The following is a 25,755-nucleotide window of genomic DNA, read 5'->3' on the forward strand; positions in this document are numbered from 1 at the left end:
TATATACGGATTTTTCTGTTCAGATGGTGTAGTCAAACGAAAGAAGACTTAAAAAGATTGGTACGATCATATCAAAAGTAAATTCTTAAATACTTGTGAAATATCATTATTGTAATTTGGCATTGGGAATCAGCCTTTTAAGCGGTATGTTTATACTGATAATATATGGAATAATTAATAATATAGCAGGAATATACACAATAATTATTAATTTATTTGTTTAATAGCGTGAATTTATCAAATATCTTCAGGAGGAAGCGATCAAGTGAGTGAAATTAGACTAGAAGTGTTTAAGGCTAACCGAGGGGACTGTATACTTGTTTCATGTGAAGGGGAAACAACGACAAATATTTTGATAGATCTTGGAGTAAAAGATACTTATGTAGATTGCGTGCAGAAGCGATTGGAAGAAATTCAAAGTCGAGGAGAGCATTTGGATTTGCTCGTTTTGACACATGTTGATGATGACCATATTGGTGGTGCTCTTCCATTTTTAAAAGACAACGGCAGTCATGCTTTATCAAATAAAATAAGCGTTAGGGATATATGGTTAAATAGTTACCGGCATCTTTCTCACAAACGCACTGCAGAAGATATTAACGAAAGAGTTAGGAATTCAATGGCTCGGCAAATCGTCATTTCAGATACTAATGAAGAAACAAAGATTAGTGCAACAGATGGTACAACGGTCGCAGGTATGCTATATAAACATCATTACCCTTGGAATTGTGCTTTTGATGGTCAGGCAGTCATAGAGAGAAAAAAGCCTATTATCATTAACCAAGAAGTGAAAATCACGGTTTTAACTCCTACCGTTGAACAAATCGCCGCATTACAAAGAGTTTGGCTTGAAGAATTAAAAAGAAAGTTCCCTGAGATCATATTTAATGATGATGAGATTTTAGACGATGCCATCTTCTACGCCTCCCATTATCTAGAGGACGAGTACGTTTTTGATGATGTAGAGTCAATTTCAAGAGGATCCTTAGATATTAATGAAGGGAGATTTTCTGAGGATCCTTCTGTCATTAATGCATCATCTATAACTTTTATTTTGGAATTTCTTAATAAACGAATATTGTTCCTTGCTGACTCGCCACCATCAGTATTACTACACCAGCTTCAAGCACTATACCCAGAAATGAGCCCAGAACATCCGTTATACTTCGATGCAGTGAAAGTTTCGCATCATGGAAGTAAGCGAAATACATGTAGTGAACTTGTGAAGCAAATCTCTTCAGAACGGTTTATTTTCTCGGCTTCCGGAAAGTATGGGCATCCACATATGGAAACAGTTTCACGTATTTTACTCCATTCTCCGTATGAAACCATCAGAAAATTATATTTTAATTATGAGACACATACCTCTAAAAGCCTGCTTCGGGATGATTGGATGGATAAATACAAGTACTTGTGTCGCTTTGGCGAAATAATTCGGATACCGATAGAAGATGCTGACAATGAAGGAGAAAAAAATGGACGCTAAAATAAAGAAGGCTACAGCACACGTAGAATGTGGAGGGAAATTCGGTACCGCTTTTTTAATTAGTCCTGTACTTGCAATAACTGCTTATCATGTTGTTTCTAGATATGTTGAAGGTTCATCTATATTTCTTGAATTTTCATTACCTGGTGAAACAGGTAATAGAAGTGCCAAATTACTAAATTCAAGAAACGAAATTGATACAGGCATTGATTTGGCTATTCTTCAATTAGATAAGCCTTTAGAAGAGATAGAACCGCTACAGTTGACCGCAAAAGAATTACCCTATGACCTTCCTTGGAAGGCATTTGGCTTTCCGGCCACAAAAGATACACCCGGGCAAACTTTCGTTGGTGAGGTTTCGATGTTTGTGGAACAGCATATCTCCAAATATGATCTTGACTTAGATTGTCGGAAACCGGATATTACTGATCCTAAATATGTTGTTTTCGGTGCATCTGGCTCAGCTGTTATTGTAGATAAAGAAGTGGTTGCAGTGCTTTCCGATAAAATGCCAGGAGGGACACTAGGTGCGGTTAGCATAAAGTTCGCTCGAGAATTGCTAACGGAGCTTAATATAACTTTTACAGACAACACTTCTCTGGTAGCTGAATCTCCGAGTAACGAACTTGAAGAGATGCTTAAAATGTATCATATAAAAGTTCGGTTTTATCTTGAAAATAGTATGACTTTACCTTTTCCTTCTGAATTAAATAATGATTTGATAAAATACTCGTACTTTAGTGAATTTTTTGAAATAAGCACGTGGAAATCAAAAATAATAGATCATATCAATACTATCTCAAAGGAATTTAATAGTAACGCCTTTTTAAGAGAGAGTATTATTAAATTACAAGAGCTATACGAATTAGATCTGCCCTATGAAGAATTTCAGAGTAGTATGCGCAAAACGGTTGATTTGATTTTAGAAGAAATACCTGATGACAAAAGAACTAAGGGCTTCAGACAATTATTATTTCACTTATATAATCTTTTAAAGAGAAGGTATAACAAAGTCTTGGTGCTTACTGGTGAATCAGGATCAGGGAAAACCCATTTGCTAAAAACAATACTATCGTCCTACCAAAGTGAGAAAGGTTTAGAATACTATTCTATTAGAATTCCGATAAGCATTAATGAAATAAAAGATAAAGGATTTGGAGAAGCAATAAAATTTAGCCTTAATCATTTCCTAAATTCTAATTTTAATGATATATCTGATGTTAATCACTTTGTTAACAATCTTAAAAAAGTAGGAATTACTTTTAAAGTAATCTTTATCATTGATGATCTACAGAATTTATGTAATTCTAGTGCAAAACATTATGACGATATAAAACAAACTATTGTGATGTATACAAAATTTGATTGGGTTAGCTGGTGTTTATCTATAAATGAATTTGATCAGTATTTGATTATGGACAATAGTAGATTTTTGGAAAAATATTGCTTTTCTAATAATTTCGATGATGCTAATTTATTTGTGAGTATGAGTAAAATAAATAGTGAAAATAAAGTGTGTCATAGAATATTAAATAATTATGGTATTGATACAAAAGTGATAGAAAAGTTTCCGCAAAATATTACTAATATAAAAATGCTTTTGAATAACCCTTTAATTTCTTATGTCTACGCTAATACTGTTAATGAAAATGAAAAAGAATTGCATAATATATGTTATTTTAACTTTATTAAAAGGTACTCTGATATTAAGAAAAAACAAATGGTCGAGTATTCTGAAAGAGATTTGCCGTTTCAAGAAAAAGATGTACAAATTAATAATGAAATTAACCAAGTAGTAAATTTTGTAATAAAAAATAAAAAGTTAACTTATTCAGAAAGTGAATTAAATGATCTATTTAAGAGCTTAGCCCATTGTTATTTTGAATTGCGTTCTGTGCATCTTGTTAGTAAAGCAATTGTAGAGTTTGAGGATGATATTGAAAGCCGTAAAGATATAATTGTTAAATTCGTTTTTAAACTATACTGGGCATATAAGATACTTTTAGAGTTTAGATCAAGAGATAACTGGTCGGAGTTTTCGTTACTGCGAGATTCATTTGTAGAGTTAAAAGATGATTTGCTTATTTATGAAATTCTTTACCTAGACACAGATTTTGAAAAAAATTCTGAAATTCTTAATCAAGAAATTACAGATGTATTAAATAGTACTAGTGAAAAAGGATTATTATTTTTTGTTGGAATAAAGACAAGTTTTAATTGCCAAGAAATAATTTTTCTCGAATTGTTAGAAAAGGGGGAGTTAATTTTAAACAAACAGGAAACTTTCGGTTTGATGTATTTTTTACTGCATACTAATGCAAGAAATGCAAAAATTCCTCAAAAGTGTATAGTACTAAGCAAATACTTAAATAAAGTTTCAGAACATGAATTAGGTGGTTATCTTAATGGTATATGTAAAAGCATATTTGGTAAGCTAAATAATCTGACAAAATTTAAAAGGTGTATGGCTGAGTTTATTTGCAGTTCGGATACTAATATAAGTAAAATGATTGGAAAAATTGCAGCAGAAAATTTTATTCGGATCGTTACCGAAAAACAATATAGCTTGGAAGAGATTGTGAAAAATCATCTAATTATTTTCTTAGGCGACAACTTAGAAAAGATAAAGGAAAGCATGAATACTGGGTCGGAAAAAGGTAAAAATTCGAATGCAACTTTTATTGAATATTTTTTGCGCTTTTTATTTAGATTATTAATTGAAAATAATGAAGACAATAGACTTTTATTACATGAAATATTGTTAAAGGAAAATTTTTATTATTTAGAAAGGGTTAAAGCTGATAATAAATTTAAAATCATCGGACATATATTAAGAAGTAATAGTGCTATTGCATATGGAGCTTATTATAAACATTTAAATCACTCAAAGAAAAAAAACTTCAAGAAACAATATATTGAGTGCATTACAAAACTTTTAGACTCAGAATTAATTGAACAGAGGATTTTAGCGTTCCATTTTATATCCAATACTTTAATTGATGAGGACCCTAAGTCTACTTTGGATATTGATTTCTTTCCGCTATTAAAAGTAATACATGAAGATAATCGACTTGAAATGTTTAATGATGGCCGAAAGGACTTTTACGAAAGAAATTTTTATCCATATCTTAAATAATGTTGAAGAAGGAAAGAGACTAATTTATATATCTCTATTAGAGTTAAGGGATGTTATGAAAGGTATGTTCATTTATCCTCAAACGGATCAAGAAGTAGATATGGCTTTTGAAATGAATGGATGCAAAAATATTGTTCTGATAGTTAATTTAAATCAAAACTGATCTGAAATTAGAAAGCAACCCTTACAAGCACTTTAACAGGAAAAATGCTGTTCATTCCTCGTCTGTAAGACTAATAAAAAGTAATAATTTATTGTGGGTGAAAATAAAAAATAGCAATAACACCCACGAAGTACCCACATAAAAAGAAAAAGGTATGAAAAGGAATGAATTTGTAGAGAAGAAAAACACTGATTTTTCAAGGGATTTTTAAGCTGTTTTAAAGCTATAAAAGAAGAAGTATATTCCGCACACAAGTTCACCCTTGGGAGCGCGAGCAATACATGTCAATGTACTAAGAAATCCAACCCCTTGAGCCGTATGGCTTCAAGGGGTTTTTCTTTGATGGGCAAATGACGGAGATAAGCAGTCTATTTACGGCTTGCCCATCATTTGCCCATCTTTTTTTAAGAGTGTTTTTGACCGAAAATGTCCTTTGTATATTCTTCAAACCTGCCCATTTGCTGTTCCTCTAATTTCTTTGAAATATGGGCATAAACATCAGCGGTTATTTCAATTCCTCCATGACTCAATCGTTTCTGGTAATACTTTAGATCTGCGCCAGCTTCCTCAAAAGGAAATGTACTTCGTCTAAAGAGAGAGTGGCTTGATGAGGCTATAGATATCTCCGCATTTCCCCATGAAACACAAGAAATATTGGAAGCAGCAAGTTTTATATTGCGAAACAGTTAGAAGCCAAAAGCCCTTAAAACAAGGGCTTTTTTTTATTATACACATAAATTTAAAATAGTTTTTTGATTAAAGTAGTTATTTATTAAGCCCTCGCTTCTTAATTACCTCCCAGATCTGTCTCATTTCCTCCAGCTGATCTTCGGGGGCTTCTTTCATCTCTTTAAAGAAAAGGTTTAGCTCGGGGTTTTTGAAAAATTCCAACATTTCTTTTTTATCCTCGGCAAGGCTGATTGCATTATCAATATTTCCTTTAATTATATAGTCAGTCGTAACATCGTAGAAAGCAGCTATTTTTTCAGGCGTTTCAAAATCTGGCTGAGTTTTACTTAGTTCGTACCGAGCATACGTGGAGCGGTTAATACTTAATCTGTCTGCAACTTCTTGTGAGAAAGATCTCTAATGCCCTTCGGTATAGGAATCTTTTGCTTCAACCGCAATGATTAAGGCCTGCATGGTTTTCGTATATAGGCTATTTTTCTTCTCTTCGTTCGCCATGATAACCGTTGCATAGTGGAGCAGGATTAAATAAACCAAAAAAAATAATAAGTTGGAAGATGATGTCCACAATGTAAAATGTCATTTCTGGATGGAGCCATATGACCAGCAAATAGCAGAGCACGGTCGTTATGTACGAATACAAAAAATAGGCTATCTTCTTAAACAACATGCCAAAAATCGGTGGGATGAAAAATAAGGAAAAACCTAAAACAGGGGCACTGTAATAAATCAATGCAATAATAACTGTAATGCTTAATCCGAAAAACCGCGCATTTCTTCGTTTAAAAAGTGCTGAAAAACGGTATAAGGTACCAAGCCGAATAGTAAGGTGGATAGAAGCAGTAGCAGATTAAAGAAGGGCTCCTTTCCAAAAAACAGGGCCAGTAATAGTATCACTCCCGCACAGCTACCCAATAGTCTACACGTAACGCGCAGAATTTTTTTCGTCGCCGTAAAATAACTTCAACTCCAGTTAACCCTAGTCTGTATAATGATTTTTTCGACAAACATTGACAAAGTTTTATAGTGTTTAATAAAATTCTATAAATCTCGTGGATATAATGGATCAAGTTAGTTGAAGGAGGGTTATTGTAGTAATGTGGGAGGTGTAAGGAAGTGATTCGTTATGAGAATTAGAAAATCACACAAGAATGTTAGCAAGTTAACAGAGTGTCTAAATGGAAAGATAGAGAGTTATGTAAGGAATTTTTTTATCGATAACATAAATGTTTGTATGTATAATAACACTTAAAAAAATTATTTTATATCACTTTGGAGGAAAAACTTATGGGGAAAACTCCTTACATCCTTTTTCCATTTATATTAGCTTACATTTTTGGTTATTATTTATGGTTAACGCTTTTTCAAAACAATGAATATTTTAAAATGGTTGCAAGCTTTTTTTCAATTGGTGCACCACTACTAGGCGCTATTTGTTTATATATGGCTTTCTATAAATCCAATGGTCATAACAAACTGTTCTGGTTCTTTTTATTCGCAGGTGCTCAAAGTTATTTAATTGCGCAATTAACCTGGTTCTACAACGAATTATTTCTAAAAAAAGAAGTGATCTTTCCGAGTTGGTCCGATTTGTTTTATCTGCTCGCGATGCTGTTTCAGTTGATTGCTGTGTTGATTAAAGTCAACCAGAATAAAAGAAATACGAATTTCATTCGTTTTGTATTTGATATTCTAATTATCATGACTGTGGCCATCACGTTAAGCTGGTACTTTATTATTCAGCCTGTACTAGAACGGGAAGGGATTTTAAGTATATTTGTATTAGTTTATGTTGGCTATCCTATTTTGGATTTACTGCTTTTATCTATAATGACGAGCCTTATATTCAGTTCTAAATTTAGCAGTGTGCTCCCAAGTAAAATTCTTTTTTTAATTTTACTTGCCTTCGGTGTGCTCATTTTAGCTGATACAGCCTATATGATTGAAGTGACCTTAAACACCTATTCTTCAGGGAACCTGATAGATCCATTATGGGCCTTAACATATCTGTTATTAGGATCAGCAAGTTTTCTTTTTGTAATTGAAAAAGAAGCGGACGGATCGATGAACTCTACAGATAGTGAAACAATTAAGTTTGAGTATATTTCTTTTCGCAGAATACTCCCTTATTTAGCGGTTATCATGTTGTTAAGTATCCAACTCGTCCATAATAATATGAATAGTCTCTCTGTTGGATTTTCGGTTGCAATTATCCTGATTATCATCAGACAACTTGTCATCCTATGGGAGAATGATTCCTTGGTAAAAAAATTAAATAAATCAAACGTTGTTCTAGAAGAAAAGGTACTTCTTAGAACGGCTGAACTAACGGCTAAAAATGAGGAATTAGGAAGAATGGTTAACCATATCGAACATATGGCAAATTATGATGCTTTGTGTGATATACCGAACAGAAGATACTTTGAAGCGAAATTAAATCAATTGCTTGATAAGGCCCGTTCAGAAGATAGCTCCTTAGCGTTGCTTTTCTTTGACTTGGACCGCTTTAAATCCATTAATGACACGTATGGCCACTCTGTTGCCGATTTGTTATTAAAAGAAATCGGAGAACGGTTAAAAGTATTTGCGAAAGAGCAATATTTCATTTCAAGATTAGGTGGAGATGAGTTTACTGTTCTTATAGAGGATGCCGAAGATAAAAAAGAGCTGGCAAGGATTGCAGAAGAATTACAACATTCCCTGGCTAAACCATTTTATAAAGAAGATACCCAAATAGGTTTCTCCATCAGCATAGGTATAGCGCGATTTCCTTCTGATGCTTCAAATGCTGAACAGCTGCTCCAGCATGCAGACACAGCCATGTATCAGGCAAAAGAGTCTGGCAGAAATAATTATCAATTATTCAGAGCAGAATACACCCAAAACTGATTCATTAAAACTGAGGGGTTATGAAGCAAACGGGTGCTACAGCTAAATAAATAAGTAAGTAATATATATATTTAGCTCTGTTAAAGAACAATGTTGATTTCTTATTTAACTAATGGAGCAGTTTAGTTGAAATAAAATATGCTAAAATTAAAACAAATTATTCGTGAACGGTGGATTAAGAAATGCTGAATTTGTCGGAGAAGGTGGCTGCATATCAACTTGGATTGGGAATAGGGTATTTTAAACTGCCTAAAGTAGTTGAATGGGTTGATTTAACGATATTACTATTGGAATCTTCTGGAATTCCTTATCAATTGTACGAGGTTTCGTTATCGAGTAATAAAAAAATAGATGACGTTATCAGCCTTTTAAATGAAATAACAAGAGGAAATCACATAGATATTGCATCGAGAGTTATATTAGGTCTCCTGCACAAATCATTTGCGAAAAAAACTCGAAATTCATCAAGTGATTACCTTGATTTATAGATTAGCTTTACACCATTTTAGCAATAGAGCGTTCAAGGAAAAAGAATGACTGAAAGAGCAACGATTCATCCCCCCACTTGGCAAGCTTGAAGTGGGGGGTGTTCTCGCCGAAGATGATAAATAAAAGAGAGAACAAGAATCAAGTATCCTGTTCTCCGCTCCGTAGAATTGGGCTGTTTGCTTTTCTTTTAATGCTTTGTGAACCTGTCTTTACTACAAGACCTTTAAAAGGGATCGCATAAATGCGGTGTGCAGCACACCACTGACCACTGCTTCACAAAAGTCAACTTCCTTCATTCACAAATAATAGTTTTTAATCATTCTGCTCCTATGTTTAGTTGTGTAAACATATACAATAGCTTGCCGAAGAAACGGGTTTCATGTTATGAAAGCATGTGTTACAGGGATATCTTTTAAACTAAACTGTTTTTTTGATTATTTTCTGGCTGGTTGATTTGGCTTGTACCGAACTGTTTTTAATAAATAATACTAATACGAAGCCAATCAGGAGCATGGCGCTAAGGAATATAAGTCCTGCACCTGTAGAGCCGGTTGAGTCCTTCATCAACCCTACAGCATAAGGTCCAAGAAAACCGCCCAGATTTCCAATAGAGTTAATGACAGCAATACCTACAACTGTTGTGGATGGAGTTAATAACATGGACGGAAGTGCGAAAAATGGTCCTTTAAAGCAATACATTCCAGCAAGAGACAGAGTAAGGAAGAACATTGAAAGAAATGGATTGCTTGTTAATCCAGCTCCAATTAGAGCAAGAGCTCCAATGACCAGTGGAATAGCCGAATGCATTTTTCTTTCGCCAGTTCGATCAGAGCGTACTGCCCAGTAGTTCATCGCAATTGTAGCCACAATAAAAGGAATCGTGGATATAAGACCGATTTGAGTATTGCTTAAAAAGCTTGATAGTTCTTTTATAATTTGAGGCATCCAATAGCCAACACCAAGGCTTCCTGAAATATAAACAAAATAAATGATCGCCAAATGCCACACCTTTTTATCAGTAAGCGCTTTTTTATGATCTTTTTCTTGCACTTCTTTCTTTCCTTCATGCTCTTCTTTATCCTTACGAAGTTCTTCAATCAGCCAGGTTTTTTCTTCTTTAGAAAGCCATTTTGCTTCTTCAGGTTTATTTGTTAAATAAAAATATGTAACAATTCCTAGAATGACTGCTGGAGAGCCTTCTAAAATAAACATCCAGCGCCAGCCTGAAACACCAAGCCACTCAATGTTATCCATAATCCATGTCGATAATGGCCCGCCGATAATATAAGATACGGGAATAGCAGTCATAAACATAGCGATGGTACGGGCGAGTTCTTTTTTTCTAAACCAGAAGTTTAAATAAAGAATAATTCCAGGGAAAAAGCCGGCTTCAGCGACACCAAGCAGGAAGCGGATAATATAAAGGTGAGAAGCCTCTTGTGCAAAGGCCGTAGCGACAGAGACGATCCCCCAGGTAATCAAAATCCGTGCAATCCACACTCTTGAACCGTAACGCTGCAGTAAGATATTGCTTGGCACTTCAAACAAGAAATAACCAATAAAGAAAATACCAGAAATAAATCCAAATACTTCACTTGTGATGCCAAGATCCGCATTCATGTCCAAGGCCGCATATCCAATGTTCGCTCTGTCCAGATAAGATATGATGTACAGAATAAAAAGGAATGGGATGAGACGCATAGTTACTTTTTTGATGGTTCGTTTTTCTACATCTTTTGAATAATCTTTCACTCTGATTCCCCCTAATGTTCATAATGAAAAGACCGTGAATTCCTGCTTAAAATAAGTACACAAAACAAAAACAATCTCATTTATCTATAACGGATTCCACCTGCTATGTAAGGGTTTACAAAAAAGGGTAGAAATTTTTCAAAGTCCAATGGTAATACAGTTCATAGAAGAATAACTTTATGAAAAAATTTGTATGAATAATGTATGGAACTTCGATAATTTGTTATACAAATTTAATGGATTATATTGTTTTGCTTACTATTTTTATTTATTATAGAGCCTATATAAAGCTTTGTAAATCAATTTTTAGAAAAATTAAAATATAAATGTATAACAAATTACTTGAAATTTGTTATACAAATTTGTTATAAATAAAGCAATATTTCTTGTTGCAATGAAGAGAGAGGAAGGAACAAAACATGTCAAAAAAGGAAAAGATCTCGCAAGTCATCTCTCGTGAATTATTGAACCAGATTGAATCCGGAACATTTCCCCCCGGATCAAAGCTGCCCACTGAGATGGAGTTGTCTACCCAGTTTGGTGTTAGCAGAGTGCCTATACGCGAAGCATTGAGTATGCTCCGGGCTGCAGGTATGGTCTCTTCACGGCAGGGCGGGGGGACTTATGTAGAGGAGGCAACTAATTCAACATTGCTGCAGCGCGTACGAATAGAAAGTGATGATGTCGAAAGTATTAAGCATCTTTTTGAAATGAGAAAAATCTTGGAGCCTGAAGGAGCCTACTTAGCAGCACTCAGACGTACACCAGAACAGCTTGAACGAATGAAAGAAATATTAAAAAGAATGGAAGATGAGTCGCTTCAAAAAGGTACGAGTGCAATCGATGCAGATATCGATTTTCATCGTTCTGTTATTTTGGCGACACACAATCCCATTATGATTCAAACGTTGGAAAACTTGTCTTCTTTATATAAAAGATCTTTAGACATTACCCTGCGTCCAAATGTAGAACTCAGACAAAGACGTGAGGCTGTTTATAAAGAACACTATAATATTTTGCTGGCCATTGAAGCAGAAGAACCGGAACTGGCCAAGATTCAATGCGTGATTCATCTTAAAAATGCGGAAAAGAAATTAAGCTTATTATTGAGAGACTATACAGTATAGACAAAAGGGGAGACGGAAAATGAAAGCGGTTAAACAGAAGCACATTGAAGAAATTCAAAACATCGTGAAAGAAGGAAGAGTCCTAATAGATAAAAGTGATCGTTTTAGTTATTCATTTGACGGCTCTTTCGGCACGTTTTTGCCGGATGCGGTCATTCAGACCAAAAGTGTGGAAGAACTCGCTGCTCTCGTGAAACTGGCAAACCGCGAGCAGATTCCGGTTTATCCCCGTGGCCAGTCCACTTCTTTGAGCGGGGGGCCTCTTCCGGTAAAAGGAGGGCTTGTGTTTGATTTATCTGTTATGAACGATGTGCTTGAAATTTATGAAGAAGATTTGGTTGCCGTTGTTTCTCCAGGTGTACTGACATCCGCTGTCCATCAAGCCGCAGAACAAAGAGGGCTTATGTATCCGCCGGATCCAAGCAGTTCTCATGTATCTACCATTGGAGGCAATCTGGCTGAAAATTCAGGCGGGCCCAGAGGATTAAAGTACGGAGTAACCAAAGATTATGTGATTGGGTTGGAAGTGATCACGCCGGAAGGGGAGATTATTAAAACAGGTGGAAAAACAGTAAAAAACGTAACCGGCTATGATTTAACAAAACTGATTGTCGGATCAGAGGGAACGCTGGGTATTATTACAAAAGCGATACTTCGGCTTATTCCAAAACCCGTTGCTTCTGCGACGGTTATGGCGGTGTTCAACAGCCTTGTTGATGCAGGAAGTGCCATTTCAAAAATCTTATCGGCAGGGATTTTGCCTTCAAAAATGGAGCTGATGGATCAGTCTTCTATTACAGCGGTTGAAAATTACGAACCGTTAGGCCTGCCAACAGAGGCTGAAGCCATTATCTTAATTGAACTGGATGGGCACCCTCTGGCTTTGGAAGACGAAGTAAAAAAGATAAATGAACTATGCCATTCGGTTGGTGCTGAGGAAATTCGTATTCCAAAAAACAAAGCTGAAGAAGCAGAAATCTGGAGGGCCCGTAAGCTGGTGTCGCCAGCTATCGTCCGTATAAAACCAACTAAAATTTCAGAAGATGCCACGGTGCCAAGAAGCAAAATTCCGCAAATGTGCCAAAGGCTTCAAGAAATTCGTGATAAGTACAACATACACCTTGTTGTATTTGGTCATGCAGGGGATGGAAATTTACACCCTAACATTATTTGCGACAAAAACGACAAGGAAGAAATGCGCCGTGTTGAGCAGGCGGTTGCTGAGATCTTTACAACAGCAGTGGAACTCGGCGGAACACTTTCGGGGGAACACGGTATTGGCTTAATGAAAGCCCCATTCATGGAAATGGAACTGGGTACAGCCGGTCTGGAGATGATGAAGCGCATAAAAAAAGTGTGGGACCCAAACAACATCATGAACCCCGGAAAAATATTCCCTGAACCGGGGCAGAAATTGGAGTTGAGTTAAGATGAAGCAAACGCTCGAACAACTAAAAGAAGAATTACAGTATGAAAAAACAAATGCCTGTGTACAATGCGGCTATTGTCTGCCGGTTTGTCCGACATATATGACAATGGGGAAAGAAACACATTCTCCGCGCGGCCGAATTAACCTGATCAAAATGGTCGGGGAAGGAAAAATAACAGATTTATCTGTTCTGGAAGAGCCAATGAATATGTGCCTTGGCTGTCGCGCTTGTGAAACAGCATGTCCAACTGGAGTTCAATATGGGTCTCTTTTAGAAGCAGCGCGGGCAGCGATTGTGAAACGAAAGACATTTTCTGTTCCTGTCCGGCTGCTGAGAAACGCCATGTTTAAAAAAGTATTTCCAAGCAGGCAGGCTATGACATTAACGGGTAATGCCGTTTGGCTTTATGAAAAAAGCGGAGTACGAAAAGCAGCCCATAAATCTGGTATGACAAACAAGCTGCCCTATCATTTAGGGGCATTCGAAGCGGTCATGCCACAGGCCGTTTCGCCGAAAGAGCGCAAAAAAACGCCTGACAGAATAAAAGCAAAAGGAGAAAAGAAATACACGGTTGCCTTTTTTACTGGCTGTATTATGGATGCTATGTTTCAGCGTATCAACCGGTTATCGATTGAGCTGCTAGCTGAAGCGGGCTGTGACGTTGTCGTTATACAAAAACAAACATGCTGCGGGGCGCTGCACGCGCATTCTGGAGAAATGGAAGAAGCCAAGCGTCTGGCTAAGCAAAACATTGCAGCGTTTGAAGAAGAGAACGTTGATTTTGTTGTGAATAATGCAGGAGGATGTGGTGCTATGCTGTATGAATATGGTCATTTACTTGCAAGTGATCAGGAATGGGCAGCTAGAGCTTCGGCATTCTCTGAAAAATCCAAAGACATCAGCGAAGTACTGATTTCTTGTGGCGGTTTGCCAAATCTGCGATCAAAACGGAAAGAACGGGTAACGTATCAACGTTCCTGTCACATGACAAACGTGCAAAAAGTGACTAAACAGCCTGTAGAACTTTTAAAAAGTATTTCAGGAGTTCAATTGATAGAGATGGAGCGGGCAGACATGTGCTGCGGTTCAGCAGGAATTTATAACATCGTTAACTATGATGCATCTATGGAGATTCTCGATGAAAAAATGAAAGATACGAAAGCGACCGGAGCATCCGTCGTAGTTACGACCAATCCGGGATGTCTGCTGCAGATGAAGCTGGGTATTGAGCGTGAAAATCTTTCTCAGTCTGTGAGAGCACTGCACTTAATCGAGTATCTTGCTGAAACAGCTGGAATTTCATGAATTGTATTTTTAACCTGTTTGAAACTCCCGCGGCTTTCGGCTGTAGCCGTGGGAGTGTCAACAACGAGGTAATTATGAGCCTTTTTCTACTTATTCAATTATTGTTCGACAATAAAAAGAGGCCTTAAACTACCGGGGTTCAGCTTTTCATGGCGAGGGCGCTTCTTTTTTGTTTTTATGGTTTCAATACAACTTTTATGCAGTCATCCGTTTTTGTAACAAACAATTCACAGCCTTTTTTTGCTTGATCAAGCGGAAGAATGTGGGTAACCACATCACCCGGATCTACTTTGCCTTCCGCGATCAGCTGATACAAAGAGGCATGCGGTGGATAACGGGTGCCTGACCTGTTCGCTTATAAAACAGCTACACAGAAAAGAGCTTTGGACACCTGAACTGCACCCCAACTGTTAGTTGTAACTAACAGTTGGGGTGCAGTTTTTAATATACAAAAGTATATCAAAAAATTAAGTTATACCTTTTTTTCTTTATGGCTCTATTAAAGAATATTGTTGATTACTGGACAGGCTAAAGGTCACCTTGCTGTTTGGTGATGTTTTTTCCTTATTGAACTAAGACTCGCTTTAACTTTTGATAAAAAAGGGGAAGATAATGAAACAGTAGTTTTGAAAACATATGGGCAAATAACACAAAGGATATTTGTAAAACAAACCCAATAAAAAGAAAGAAACAAAACTTTCTCATGCTTAATAAATTCTCATTTATGAGGTGTTTTAAGGTAAATAAGGAGTAAGGAAAGTCAATAAACACAGACGTAATGACTCCTGGGACATAGCTTTTGAAGAAAATAAATTGAAATAAATGACTAATACCATTAGCCAGCAATATTCCAGGAACTAAAATGAAAAGAAAGTGATAGCCTCCATTCCCATAAATTTTCTGTTCCTTGAAGCTTTATAGCACCCGATTAAAAATAAAATTCATTACAATATAGTGGAACAGTATTTTTATTTTAATTCAGACTTGATTGAAACTAAATGGGATACACTCACCAAAATCATAGCTAGATAATTTAGTGTACATTCTTAGTACATTGACATGTACTGCTCCCAAGGATGAACTTGTGTGCGGAATATGCCTCTTCTATAAGCAGCTTTTTTAAGGGACGATCGTTTGTATTCAATCGGACTTACATAGCCTAGTGTTCCATGTATTCGCAGCTTGTTAAACCAGTTAACATAATCACTGAATTCAAGTGTAAGATGCTTCAGGCTATCAAATTCACCAATTATAAATCAACATAATTCGAATATTTAATAATTCATTTTTCTTTCAAATTAAAATATTCAGAAAATTAAATTGACAGTATTAATTTTCCATTGATATACTTTGACGAAAGGCAACCTATTTTGATAGGAGGAATGCAGGTGAATGGAATCCACGATGTAGGAGGAATGGATGGGTTTGGAAAAGTGGTGACCGGGGAAGATGAGGTGCTTTTCCATGAGGATTGGGAAAGAAGGGCTTTTGGACTTCTGAATGGTGCCTTAGGTCAGGGATTTTTTAACCTTGATGAGATGAGGCATGGGATAGAGCGGATGAATCCAGCAGATTATTTAACATCCGGGTATTATGGCCACTGGACTGCTACACTTGCAAAATTATTGGTTGAAAAAGGCATGATAGACGAATCTGAACTCGACAGGCGAACACAGGCATATCAAAAAGAAAGCAATAAAGAAATCCCGCGTAGAGAAAATCCGGAACTGGTCGAACATATGAAGCAAGTCGTAAAATTCGGCGCCTCAACTGTCCGAGAAATATCAGCTCAACCCAAGTTTGGAATTGGCAGTAGAGTAAAAACTATTAATCATAACCCATCAGGTCATACACGGCTGCCGCGATATGCGCGCGGAAAATATGGAATAATTAATGCAGTTTATGATGCCCATGTTTTTCCTGATGCTCACGCGCATGGAAAAGGAGAAAGTCCCGAATACCTGTATTCGGTAAGGTTAACAGCGGATGAGTTATGGGGTGTTAATGGGCAGGAGGCAGTTTATATTGATCTTTGGGAGAGTTATTTAATCCCAGTAAACGAATAAGGGGGAGTATGTTTTGTCTGAAAATCATAATCATGATCACCATCATCACGGTCACCACCATCCAAGTCCTGAGTCCTATTGGTCAGCCAGAACAAAAGCAGTAGAATCACTGCTGATTGAAAAAGGGCTTATTTCTTCTGATGCAATAGAAAGTGTCGTCCAGTTTTATGAAAAGGATCTTGGTCCTATGCACGGGAAAAAAGTAGTGGCTAAAGCATGGTCAGATCCCGACTTTAAACAAAAGCTGCTTGCCGATTCAGAAACAGTACTAAAAGACCTCGGATATTTTGGGATGCAAGGTGAACATGTCAGAGTTGTTGAAAATACTGAAGATGTACACAATGTAGTATGCTGCACATTGTGTTCATGTTATCCTTGGGCTTTGCTCGGATTGCCGCCTGCCTGGTATAAAGAACCAGCTTACCGTTCACGAATCGTAAAAGAGCCGCGTTCAGTGCTTGAAGAATTTGGTTTAGTGCTGCCTGACAAGGTAGAAATAAGAGTATGGGACAGCAGTGCAGAAATTCGATATCTCGTAATACCAGAAAGACCTGCTGGCACAGAAGGAATGACAGAGGAGGAACTCGCCGAACTGGTTACTCGTGATTCTATGATCGGTGTAGTCAAAGTCCAGCCTCCTGCAAGAGCAAACGTATAAGGGGGAGAAAAAATGAAAACATGTGAGGTTCAGTCAGTTAACGAAGTTATGGCCTCTATGCCGGAGGAATCTTCACCTCCGAGGAAAAATGGGGAGTTATATTTCGAGGAGCCCTGGGAAAGTCGCGCATTTGGAATGGCGATCGCTTTATATGATCAAAAAATATATAGCTCATGGGATGATTTCCGAAGTCTTTTGGTTGAGAAGATTGCCTCGTGGGAAAACACCGATGGGGAAAAAAATGAATGGAGCTATTACGATCATTGGATGGGAGCCCTTGAAGAGCTCGTTATGAAAAATGGAATATTAGACGAACAGGAAATAGAGAAACGTGCAAACGAATTTCTCAGCGGAGTGAGAGATGAATTTTAATTATGATTTAAAGGTGCGGGGCAGGATTTCGTATCTCCTGCTTGACCTGCAATATTATCTTTAAAAGTCGGAATATTTAAATAATTAGTTACTTTTCTAATGAATGAATAATTGGAGGGGACGATTTGAAACAGTATATCCAAACAGTACTTAACTCTAAGGGTATCTCCCTGTCTGAAAAAGAGTATGAAATTATATCAGAGGTCTGGCAGGGGATTGAACAATTAAGATCTTCTGTCGAAGAAAAAAGACTCGATGATTTTAATATGGAACTTTTCCTCATTCCAAAGGGGGAAATGAATAATGAGTAAAGAACTCTCTAAGATGTCTATTGAAGAATTGGCCCCCTTAATTGCCAGCAAAGAGATCTCACCAACTGAATTGACAAAATCGGTTCTGGAACAAGCGATTTCTCATAATCCAAAAATTAATGCTTTTATCCGAATTGACGAGGAAAATGCCCTGCTGGCGGCCAGCAAGGCGGAATCTGAGATTGCGGAAGGAAATTATTTAGGCCCGCTGCATGGTATCCCAATGGCTCTTAAGGACATCTTTTTCTTGGATGGACAAGTATCCACTATGGGATCGAAAATTCACAAGGATTTTGCAGCAGATTATGATGCAACTGTTGTTTCAAAGCTAAAACAAGCTGGAGCGATTCTGATAGGTACTTTAAATATGCACGAGTATGCATGGGGCGGGACAACAAATAATCCGCATTTTGGGCCATGCCGCAATCCGTGGAATACAGAGCGTATCCCAGGCGGGTCCAGCGGTGGCTCAGGAGCGGCAGTTGCGGCAGATATGTCGATTGCTTCTTTAGGAACTGATACAGCTGGATCTATCAGAATTCCATCCGCAGCATGCGGTATTGTAGGACTTAAACCTACACATGGAAGGGTCAGCAAGCATGGATGCTTCCCGCTTTCCTGGTCCCTTGATCATGTCGGACCGATGACGAAGACAGTGACTGATGCGGCTATCATGCTCGAAGCCATTGCTGGTTATGATCCGAATGATCCGACCACGATAAATGTCCCTGTCCAAAAATATACTCAGTTTTTAAAAGAGGATATTAAAGGATTGGTAATTGGAGTGGAAGAAAACTATTATTTCCAAGATATTGATGAAGAAGTTTCAGCAAGGGTCAGGGAAGGAATTGAAACGCTGCGGGCTTTGGGGGCCGAGATTAAACCAGTATCTGTTCCTGCACTAAAACATACTCTTTTTGCAGAGTATGTAACTATCTTGGGAGAATCAGGTGCCATTCACCATAACAATATGAAAGAACGCCCTCTTGATTTTGGTGAAGACGTTAGAATTTCCCTGGGCTTAGCGGAAATGCCGAGTGCTGTTGACTATGTGATGGGGCAGCAAATACGCCGTAAACTCGTTCAGGATTTCAATGAAGTTTTCCAGTCTGTTGATGTAATTATAGCGCCTACACTGCCTATTGTGGCACCAAAAATAGGGGAAGAAACCACGTTGGTAAACGGGAAACCAAGCATGGTTACCAATGACCTGATTCGGTTGAACTCACCAAGTAACTTAAGTGGACTTCCTAGTTTATCGATTCCATGTGGTTTAAGTAAAGGTTTACCTGTGGGCATGCAAATAATTGGAAAAGCATTTGATGAAAGCACACTCCTAAAAGTCGGTTTTGCATTTGAACAAACAAAGCCAATGGGCAATCAAAAACCACAATTGGGTGAAGCTGTTAAGTGAGTGGTATGAAAAAAAGGATAATAGTGTGTGTTGAGTAAATAGGAGTGGTGGAAAATTGGCGACATGGGATTTATCAAAAACTAAGCACCACGTATTAATTTGCAATGGCAGCAGCTGTATGAGAAAAGGTGGGGAAGAAGTAACTCAAGCTATCCGTAACGAGATTGCTTCCGCTGGAGCCGACCAATTTTATTCATACAAGTCGAACCCGCTGTAACGGTCGCTGTCAAGACGCCTGTGTTGTAATCGTTTATCCGGAAGGCGTTTGGTATAAAGATATGACAACAGAGCACGCAGAAAAATTGGTTCACGAACATTTAAAAGGTGGAAGCCCGCTTGCTGAACAGATTAGTTTATCCTACTGCGATGAGTCTTTTCAACCTACCCCCAAAACGGCAAAAGGCAAACTAAAAAAGGAAGTGTTAGTTAAAAAGTAATCGAGAATGATGAATAGTTTACAGAATCATGAAAAAGGCACTGTCCCATTCTACAATGGAAAGTTAAGTAAAACTTCAATGGCTTAAAAAACAGTTTATAATGTTTTATCGTAAAACATTAAAAAAGATGTCATGGTTTACATTACCCGCTTTCGCAGAAGAGGCCTTCAATGTGGGGAAATAGGGGGCGAAGCAGGCTTCGCCGTGCAGTGCCATATCGGTTTCGATCAATCGCGTGCAGAGCACTCAGACATGTTCAAAACCGCTGATTAAATGACGAACTGCAAGTATAGGGATTCGTCATTTACACAAAATTCTTGACGGTCCCCGATATATAATTTGTTATATTGTCTTTAACTGAATTCGTCCATAGGAAAGCCTGAGGACACTGATTAAACAGCTTGATTGCTGTGTGATCGGTGTCCTCTTTTTCGTTTAAAAGGGGTGATAAAATGAAGAATTATAAAATCAATTAATAACCTGGGTGAAGAAAAATGATGGCAGATTAACCTTGAAAAGAAAAGCGTATCTTCAACCTTGAAAGGTGAATAATAAAGATTAAACCTGGTGATATGGTAAGATAGAGGTGGAGGATTAACCCTATAGACAAAATTGCTAAAAGTGGATTGGAGGAAGGGTGTCACCTTTTGTCTAAATGTAGATTTAAAAGGAGCGTTTGTAAATGAAAACCATGACTAGACTCACTTTCGCCAATAACCAAAAGGAATTAGATTATAAAATTGAAAAAATTAAGCAAGACCATGAACGGCTAAATCCTGAAAGCAAGGTTGAAATTTCTTACTTAGATCCAAAATCTGATGATATTCATTTTCTAAAGGACAGGACCACTCAACTGTTAATTGGGATACGGATAGAAAATGAGCAAATAAAGATAAAAAAGCAGTGTTAAAAAGACTTAATTGTTATGAAAAAGAGGTATGAAGATGGCAGGTAAAAACAAGTACGATATTGGAGAAATAGTAAGAATAAAAACAACTGGTGAATATGTAACAATAACTAAATCACAGTATATAAAGAATATGAAGCGGTACTCTTATACTGTTAAAGAGCATTCATCAACTTTTTACTTCGAAGATGAATTTTATAAGTAAAAGATAAGCTGAAGTCGATAATTGTGTTCAGCATTAATTTTAGAATAGAATTTTTCGATTGGAAATTTGTTGTAGTATATGTAACTGAATATGTCCAAGATAGGAAAGCCTGAGGACACTGATTGTGCAGCTTGATTGCTGTGTGATCGGTGTCCTCTTTTTTTGTTTTTAAAGGGGTGGGTGAATGAAGGATTTAAGGATCAATTAATAATCTGGGTGAGGAAAAATATGGCCGGATAATCTTGAAAAGAAGGGCGCGTCTGCTAAACAAAATCTCCATTACGTATAAATCAAGATAAAGAGAAATAATTTATTGAGACAACAGGTTTTAGAAAAAAAAACGGTCAGCAAAATCAATCTTGGAGGTACATTTCCTAACTCATTTTTTATATGATTTTTTACTGTTAAAAGCCAATGTTTAAACGTATAGGACGATCATATGTATATAAGTTTCATTTATAAAGGGAAGCAACTAAGATCAATTATCAATAAAAGAACAATTGATGTGATATAATATATGGTATTAGGGTAAATACCTAATACCAATATTTCATTAAAGGAACGGTGAAGATTTTTTTGGACAGTATATGGATTTCCATTGTATTTGTATTAATCCTTATTATAGCAAATGGTATTTTTGCTATGACGGAAATTGCGATTGTAACTTCTAAAAAGAACAGACTTGAAAAACTACAAGAAGAAGGCGATTCCCGGGCAGCATACGCATTAAAATTAGCGGAGGACCCGAATCAACTGTTATCAACCATCCAAATTGGAATAACATTAATTGGTGTTATTACAGGTGCCTTTGGTGGAGCCACAATAGCAGGCCAGTTAGCTGTTTATGTTGAACAAATTGAAGTTCTTTCACCTTTTAGTTACGAGCTTAGTTTTGCAGTAGTTGTCGGGCTTTCAACTTATTTATCATTAATAATAGGTGAGTTAGTACCAAAAAGAATTGGGATGGGAAATCCTGAAAAGGTCGCTTGTGCGGTAGCAAAACCGATGTTTTATTTTTCGAAAATCGGAAAGCCTCTCATTTGGTTTTTAAGTAAATCGACAGAAATTGTGTTGAAACTAATGAGAATAAAACCGACCAAAGAACCGGATGTTACGGAAGAAGAAATTACCCAATTAATTGAACAAGGTGTTTACAGTGGAGTTGTGGAAGCAATCGAACAAGATCTTGTTGAACAAATATTCTATTTAGGAGACAAGCGTTTGGGAGATATCTTAACCCCGCGTACACAACTTGTTTGGATTGATATAGAGGATTCATTTGAAGAAAATATAAGAAGAATGAATGAAAGTCGATACTCTAAATTTCCTGTTGGAGAAGGGAGCTTAGACAATTTTCAAGGAATCCTTCATACAAAAGATGTATTTTCAAAAATGGTTTCTGCGGAGGAATTTAAATTAACAGAATGTATAGAAGAAACACTGGTTCTCCCAGAAGCGATGAAAGTGTTTCAAGCGCTTGAAATTTTGAAGAAATCCGGCCAGCATGAAGCAATTGTCATAGATGAATATGGCGGCATTGAAGGCTTTGTAACACTTCATGATATCGTTGAAAATATAGTCGGCGACATGCCAGAAGATGAAACAGAACCCCAGATTGTTGAACGAAATGAGAATTCTTGGCTAGCAGATGGACTCGTTTCAATCGACACGTTTATGAGATATTTTGAATTAGAAGAAATAACAATCCTTCATGGCAGTAACTTTCATACACTGGGAGGATTTATTACGAATCAAATAGGTGAAATACCTAAAGTGAAGGATACTATTCAAGTTGGGGATTTGCTGCTTGAAGTAGTGGATATGGATCAATTCAGAGTAGATAAAGTAATGATTTCAAGAGTTGAAATAACAGAAGAGTAGTTGAATTATAAATAAAGCAAAAAAGACCGATTTTTTTCGGTCTTTTTTAAATGACTAAATTAGTGCTTTAATTATCCTTGAGCGTTGATTTCTTATTGTTTGAAATGAATGTATGAATAAAAAACGCCAGAAAAATGGCGTTTTTTCATACATTATTGATTGTTTCGATTGTTTTTTGTGTTGCCTGTTAAATTGTTTGCAGCGTTTTTAGTTGCATCAACAGTATTCATTGCAATATTTTCTGTTGTTTCTAAAGCATTATGAGCTGTTTCAAATGCAGAGCCTGCTGTGTTCTTAATGCTCTCTGCCACATTTTTGTTATTTTTTTGATTTTGATTATTACTTTGATTGGCCATGAAATTTCACCTCCTAAACAGGAGTAGGATATGTATTGTATGATTAATTATTCAGACTATCTATGCGAATAAATTATCCTCAACGGGGCAGGTTAGTTGAAGAAGTATGACTCGGATTGAATTATTTTATTGAATGGTCATAAATTAAAGTCAGTTCATTCATTATAAAAGATATTAATTAAGTGACGAAGGGAGTTGAATGTTAATGGAAAAAGTTACCCCATTTTTAATGTTTCAAGATGGTAAAGCAGAAGAAGCGATGAATCATTACATAACAATCATTGACGATTCAGAAATTACAAGCATTGTTCGCTATGGAGCAAATGAAGCTGGAGACGAAGGAACTGTCATACAGGCTGCTTTTTCCTTAAAAGGGCAAGAATTTATGTGCATTGACAGTAATGTGAAGCATCAGTTTTCTTTTACTCCTTCATTCTCCATTTTTGTTACTTGTGATACTGAAGAAGAAATTAACAACCTTTACGAGAAACTTATCGAGGGTGGACAAGCACTTATGCCAATTGGTGAGTATGGTTTTAGTCAGAGGTTTGGTTGGGTAAATGACCGTTTTGGAGTATCGTGGCAATTAAATCTTCCTTCGTGAAAGTTTTCACTGTCTTCACTTGTATTAAAAGCAACATTACTTCATAAGGAGTAATACTCTTTTATATGAAATAACTTTACTAGTTTTGATTGATCATTCTCTGAGCGTTTTTGTATGGGATTTTCACTATGGATTAACATGTTATTTGATATTTACTTCACATTTTTTGATCATTTGTCAAGTTAAGTGCTGTATTTCGCCGATGAATCCTTCGTGTGGGCGGGCGCCAGTCAAGACTTTCTTGGCCGGTTGTTGAGCAGCTGGAGAGCCCGGCCAAGCTCGTCACCTGTCAACTTGTCCAAATCGGTGCCTTTTGGAAAAAACTCACGAAGCAGGCCGTTGGTGTTTTCATTGCTTCCACTCTGTCAGAGCCCAAATCGCGATTCCATCGATGCTGCCGACCGGTTTAAACGGCAGCATCCTGGTTTTTGGATGTTACGGTTTCTTTTCTTCCTTGTATTAATCTTGAAGGGTTTCGATGGGGTTTGGACTTAGCATTTTCGGATTTGTTGGGGGATCTTCAGTGATCACCCGAAAATTAGAGTACAGATAAATAAAGAATAGTAGTGATCAAACTTTATTATAAAGAAACACTAATTTCCATAGGAGACGGGGCTGATCTGTCATTTTTTATAATGCCATTGTTCAAATTGCTCTTTTTGAAAAACTCATTTGAAATCACCCTTCACTGTTCTCTGTTGTATGCTGCTTCAATTATATCCCCTGCAAATCCTGCATACTACTGGTGCCTTTTTCCGCCGTTTCTTTCTTCAGCCATTCCTTAATCTCTCTTGGTAGGTACGCGAGCAGCAATTCTTCATCTGATTCTATACTTAATGCTTCATGTTCCGTTTGTACAAGCTGCCGCCTTAAAAAGTACTCTATCGCTCTTTTATCAAAACTTGCTCTTTTTGTTTGGTATTAGGGAGGTTGTTAACAAGGGTTTAAAAGAGGGAAATGCAAAAGCATTACAACTAAGTGCATTTTGTGCAAAATTCAAAAAATTACTATATATTTCTGGTATTTATGAAATAAAAACAATCACTGTCTATACAGAAAGTTTTCACTGGATATCGGCAGTATGATTCAAATTCTGCACATAGAGATTCAAGATTGTCAGTTAATGGGGTACGAGCAGATTATAGATTTACTTGACTTGCTTACGGTCAATAGTGCGAAAACATTAGGGTTGAAAAATAATTATGGAGTTGACGCAGGAATGCCTGCTAATTTATTGTGACACAAGGGACGCTGAATACGGTCTAATTTTTCAGGCAGGCCACCCATTCTTTATTCAGTGAGAAATTTTGGTATCATTTCAAAAACAAAAGCCATACACCTATCTTAAAAATAGAGGAGAATTCGAAAAGTCTCTTTTAAAAACAGGGTTAACTTCCATAAACTCAACTGATCGGATAAAACGTACTTTTTATAAGAATGATGTGTATTCATGACGCTAAAGTTGCACTCACGTCAATTAGCACACGTTTATCAGGAAACATAGCCAGTTTTTATTTCACTTTTTCGTATTTAGCTTTAAAGCTTATATCTCATTACTCAGGTGCGAAGTTTGAGTTATAATAGTAAAAACATTTGTCTATATAGGGTAAATGTCAGCCGGCTTCTTGATTGAAATATATATAAAGGATTGGTGAATAAAAATGGCCATAGTCGATGTAACGGTTATTCCTGTCGGTACACAGACTTCAAGTGTTAGCAGCTATGTGGCAGATATTCAAAGAGTACTAAAGCAATATGAAGATAAAGGGGAAATTCGTTTTCAATTGACACCCATGAATACGATCATTGAAGGCGATCTGCCTAAATTGTTTGAAGTGATCCAAGCGATGCACGAAGTACCTTTTGAAAAAGGTCTTGCTAGAGTCTGTACAAATATTCGAATCGATGACCGTCGTGATAAAGAACGTAAAATGGAAGATAAAGTAGACCGAATAAAGGGTCTGCTTGAGGAATAAAAGCTTCTGTACGCAATAGGGTCCTCACGGTGGGATGTATAGAGGAAGAGATTAACTGAGCAGTTCTCCTGTTCAATATTTTATATCTTTAATTGCGAAAGCAG

At 36.8% G+C, this 25,755-nt stretch carries 20 protein-coding genes and 4 pseudogenes; 17 read left to right on the top strand and 7 right to left on the bottom strand.

Annotated elements, in window-relative coordinates:
- Nucleotides 1-265 precede the first annotated feature (265 nt).
- Complete coding sequence (locus BTO28_RS01375) at nucleotides 266-1,486, top strand: MBL fold metallo-hydrolase (RefSeq protein ID WP_076763297.1); 1,221 nt, start codon at nucleotides 266-268, stop codon at nucleotides 1,484-1,486.
- The gene (locus BTO28_RS01380; RefSeq protein WP_158068772.1) at nucleotides 1,476-4,622 is read left to right on the top strand and encodes a serine protease; all 3,147 of its coding nucleotides are present in this window, start codon (nucleotides 1,476-1,478) and stop codon (nucleotides 4,620-4,622) included. Before BTO28_RS01375 ends, BTO28_RS01380 begins: the two co-directional genes overlap by 11 nt.
- Nucleotides 4,623-5,550: 928 nt before the next feature.
- Here BTO28_RS01380 and BTO28_RS17810 read toward each other — a convergent pair.
- Nucleotides 5,551-5,850, bottom strand: a pseudogene (locus BTO28_RS17810) (helix-turn-helix domain-containing protein); the annotation flags it as partial.
- Between the two features lie 909 nt (nucleotides 5,851-6,759).
- On the opposite strand from BTO28_RS17810, the gene BTO28_RS01390 reads away from it, so the two are divergent.
- Nucleotides 6,760-8,361: a DUF4084 domain-containing protein gene (locus tag BTO28_RS01390; protein ID WP_076763303.1), complete on the top strand. Its 1,602-nt coding sequence runs from the start codon at nucleotides 6,760-6,762 to the stop codon at nucleotides 8,359-8,361.
- A 182-nt stretch (nucleotides 8,362-8,543) separates the two neighbouring features.
- Nucleotides 8,544-8,849, top strand: a complete 306-nt coding sequence (locus BTO28_RS01395) for a hypothetical protein (RefSeq protein ID WP_076763306.1) — start codon at nucleotides 8,544-8,546, stop codon at nucleotides 8,847-8,849.
- Nucleotides 8,850-9,267: 418 nt separating this feature from the next.
- Here the strand turns inward: BTO28_RS01395 and BTO28_RS01400 are convergent, their stop codons facing one another.
- Nucleotides 9,268-10,602: an MFS transporter gene (locus tag BTO28_RS01400; protein ID WP_233129797.1), complete on the bottom strand. Its 1,335-nt coding sequence runs from the start codon at nucleotides 10,600-10,602 to the stop codon at nucleotides 9,268-9,270.
- Nucleotides 10,603-11,021: 419 nt separating this feature from the next.
- Here BTO28_RS01400 and BTO28_RS01405 point away from each other — a divergent pair, with 419 nt between their 5' ends.
- The 3 genes from BTO28_RS01405 to BTO28_RS01415 are packed head-to-tail and all read left to right on the top strand — an operon-like array spanning nucleotide 11,022 to nucleotide 14,464.
- A complete protein-coding gene (locus BTO28_RS01405; RefSeq protein WP_076763309.1) occupies nucleotides 11,022-11,729 on the top strand; it encodes a FadR/GntR family transcriptional regulator in 708 nt (235 codons plus the stop codon).
- A gap of 19 nt (nucleotides 11,730-11,748) precedes the next feature.
- Nucleotides 11,749-13,158: an FAD-binding oxidoreductase gene (locus tag BTO28_RS01410; RefSeq protein ID WP_076763310.1), complete on the top strand. Its 1,410-nt coding sequence runs from the start codon at nucleotides 11,749-11,751 to the stop codon at nucleotides 13,156-13,158.
- Between the two features lies 1 nt (nucleotide 13,159).
- Complete coding sequence (locus BTO28_RS01415; RefSeq protein ID WP_076763312.1) at nucleotides 13,160-14,464, top strand: (Fe-S)-binding protein; 1,305 nt, start codon at nucleotides 13,160-13,162, stop codon at nucleotides 14,462-14,464.
- A gap of 175 nt (nucleotides 14,465-14,639) precedes the next feature.
- On the opposite strand, the pseudogene BTO28_RS17350 reads toward BTO28_RS01415, so the two are convergent.
- The 3 genes and pseudogenes from BTO28_RS17350 to BTO28_RS17820 all read right to left on the bottom strand — a co-directional run.
- Nucleotides 14,640-14,818 (bottom strand): annotated as a pseudogene (locus BTO28_RS17350) (glutathione-dependent formaldehyde dehydrogenase); the annotation flags it as partial.
- Nucleotides 14,819-15,028: 210 nt separating this feature from the next.
- A complete protein-coding gene (locus BTO28_RS17815) occupies nucleotides 15,029-15,361 on the bottom strand; it encodes an HXXEE domain-containing protein (protein ID WP_083711225.1) in 333 nt (110 codons plus the stop codon).
- A gap of 149 nt (nucleotides 15,362-15,510) precedes the next feature.
- Nucleotides 15,511-15,717, bottom strand: a complete 207-nt coding sequence (locus BTO28_RS17820; protein ID WP_083711241.1) for an IS3 family transposase — start codon at nucleotides 15,715-15,717, stop codon at nucleotides 15,511-15,513.
- A gap of 135 nt (nucleotides 15,718-15,852) precedes the next feature.
- Here BTO28_RS17820 and nthB point away from each other — a divergent pair, with 135 nt between their 5' ends.
- The 8 genes and pseudogenes from nthB to BTO28_RS01465 all read left to right on the top strand — a co-directional run bounded on the left by nthB (nucleotide 15,853) and on the right by BTO28_RS01465 (nucleotide 22,715).
- A complete protein-coding gene (nthB, locus tag BTO28_RS01430) occupies nucleotides 15,853-16,530 on the top strand; it encodes a nitrile hydratase subunit beta (RefSeq protein WP_076763317.1) in 678 nt (225 codons plus the stop codon).
- 13 nt (nucleotides 16,531-16,543) lie between these two features.
- A complete protein-coding gene (gene nthA, locus BTO28_RS01435; protein ID WP_076763322.1) occupies nucleotides 16,544-17,188 on the top strand; it encodes a nitrile hydratase subunit alpha in 645 nt (214 codons plus the stop codon).
- A 12-nt stretch (nucleotides 17,189-17,200) separates the two neighbouring features.
- Entirely contained in the window at nucleotides 17,201-17,560 is a 360-nt protein-coding gene (locus tag BTO28_RS01440) for a nitrile hydratase accessory protein (RefSeq protein WP_076763325.1), read from the top strand.
- A gap of 125 nt (nucleotides 17,561-17,685) precedes the next feature.
- Nucleotides 17,686-17,871 (top strand): hypothetical protein, encoded by a 186-nt coding sequence (locus tag BTO28_RS01445; protein WP_076763328.1) that lies wholly within the window; start codon nucleotides 17,686-17,688, stop codon nucleotides 17,869-17,871.
- On the top strand, nucleotides 17,864-19,285 hold the full coding sequence (locus BTO28_RS01450) for an Asp-tRNA(Asn)/Glu-tRNA(Gln) amidotransferase GatCAB subunit A (protein ID WP_076763331.1): 1,422 nt from the start codon (nucleotides 17,864-17,866) through the stop codon (nucleotides 19,283-19,285). Before BTO28_RS01445 ends, BTO28_RS01450 begins: the two co-directional genes overlap by 8 nt.
- Nucleotides 19,286-19,340: 55 nt before the next feature.
- Nucleotides 19,341-19,722 (top strand): annotated as a pseudogene (locus tag BTO28_RS01455) ((2Fe-2S) ferredoxin domain-containing protein).
- A 682-nt stretch (nucleotides 19,723-20,404) separates the two neighbouring features.
- Nucleotides 20,405-20,632: a hypothetical protein gene (locus tag BTO28_RS01460; RefSeq protein WP_076763334.1), complete on the top strand. Its 228-nt coding sequence runs from the start codon at nucleotides 20,405-20,407 to the stop codon at nucleotides 20,630-20,632.
- Nucleotides 20,633-21,410: 778 nt separating this feature from the next.
- Nucleotides 21,411-22,715, top strand: coding sequence for a hemolysin family protein (locus BTO28_RS01465; RefSeq protein WP_083711231.1), 1,305 nt, complete (start codon nucleotides 21,411-21,413; stop codon nucleotides 22,713-22,715).
- A gap of 152 nt (nucleotides 22,716-22,867) precedes the next feature.
- Here BTO28_RS01465 and BTO28_RS01470 read toward each other — a convergent pair whose 3' ends face one another.
- Nucleotides 22,868-23,071, bottom strand: a complete 204-nt coding sequence (locus BTO28_RS01470; protein WP_076763339.1) for a hypothetical protein — start codon at nucleotides 23,069-23,071, stop codon at nucleotides 22,868-22,870.
- A gap of 205 nt (nucleotides 23,072-23,276) precedes the next feature.
- Between BTO28_RS01470 and BTO28_RS01475 the strand changes: the two genes are divergently transcribed.
- Entirely contained in the window at nucleotides 23,277-23,675 is a 399-nt protein-coding gene (locus BTO28_RS01475) for a VOC family protein (protein WP_076763341.1), read from the top strand.
- 157 nt (nucleotides 23,676-23,832) lie between these two features.
- On the opposite strand, the pseudogene BTO28_RS17355 reads toward BTO28_RS01475, so the two are convergent.
- Nucleotides 23,833-24,040 (bottom strand): annotated as a pseudogene (locus BTO28_RS17355) (hypothetical protein); the annotation flags it as partial.
- 1,296 nt (nucleotides 24,041-25,336) lie between these two features.
- On the opposite strand from BTO28_RS17355, the gene BTO28_RS01485 reads away from it, so the two are divergent.
- The gene (locus BTO28_RS01485) at nucleotides 25,337-25,651 is read left to right on the top strand and encodes an MTH1187 family thiamine-binding protein (protein ID WP_076763345.1); all 315 of its coding nucleotides are present in this window, start codon (nucleotides 25,337-25,339) and stop codon (nucleotides 25,649-25,651) included.
- The last annotated feature ends 104 nt before the right edge of the window (nucleotides 25,652-25,755 follow it).

It is taken from the genome of Domibacillus epiphyticus (assembly GCF_001975785.1).
Taxonomy (GTDB): domain Bacteria; phylum Bacillota; class Bacilli; order Bacillales; family Domibacillaceae; genus Domibacillus; species Domibacillus epiphyticus.

Bases quoted from the DNA above. Each gene is read 5' to 3' on its own strand.
- BTO28_RS01485 (WP_076763345.1), top strand. From the start codon at position 25,337: ATGGCCATAGTCGATGTAACGGTTATTCCTGTCGGTACACAGACTTCA.
- BTO28_RS01405 (WP_076763309.1), top strand. From the start codon at position 11,022: ATGTCAAAAAAGGAAAAGATCTCGCAAGTCATCTCTCGTGAATTATTG.
- BTO28_RS01410 (WP_076763310.1), top strand. From the start codon at position 11,749: ATGAAAGCGGTTAAACAGAAGCACATTGAAGAAATTCAAAACATCGTG.
- BTO28_RS01440 (WP_076763325.1), top strand. From the start codon at position 17,201: ATGAAAACATGTGAGGTTCAGTCAGTTAACGAAGTTATGGCCTCTATG.
- BTO28_RS01450 (WP_076763331.1), top strand. From the start codon at position 17,864: ATGAGTAAAGAACTCTCTAAGATGTCTATTGAAGAATTGGCCCCCTTA.
- BTO28_RS01460 (WP_076763334.1), top strand. From the start codon at position 20,405: ATGAAAACCATGACTAGACTCACTTTCGCCAATAACCAAAAGGAATTA.
- BTO28_RS01415 (WP_076763312.1), top strand. From the start codon at position 13,160: ATGAAGCAAACGCTCGAACAACTAAAAGAAGAATTACAGTATGAAAAA.
- BTO28_RS01390 (WP_076763303.1), top strand. From the start codon at position 6,760: ATGGGGAAAACTCCTTACATCCTTTTTCCATTTATATTAGCTTACATT.
- BTO28_RS01475 (WP_076763341.1), top strand. From the start codon at position 23,277: ATGGAAAAAGTTACCCCATTTTTAATGTTTCAAGATGGTAAAGCAGAA.
- BTO28_RS01395 (WP_076763306.1), top strand. From the start codon at position 8,544: ATGCTGAATTTGTCGGAGAAGGTGGCTGCATATCAACTTGGATTGGGA.
- BTO28_RS01470 (WP_076763339.1), bottom strand. From the start codon at position 23,071: ATGGCCAATCAAAGTAATAATCAAAATCAAAAAAATAACAAAAATGTG.
- BTO28_RS01380 (WP_158068772.1), top strand. From the start codon at position 1,476: ATGGACGCTAAAATAAAGAAGGCTACAGCACACGTAGAATGTGGAGGG.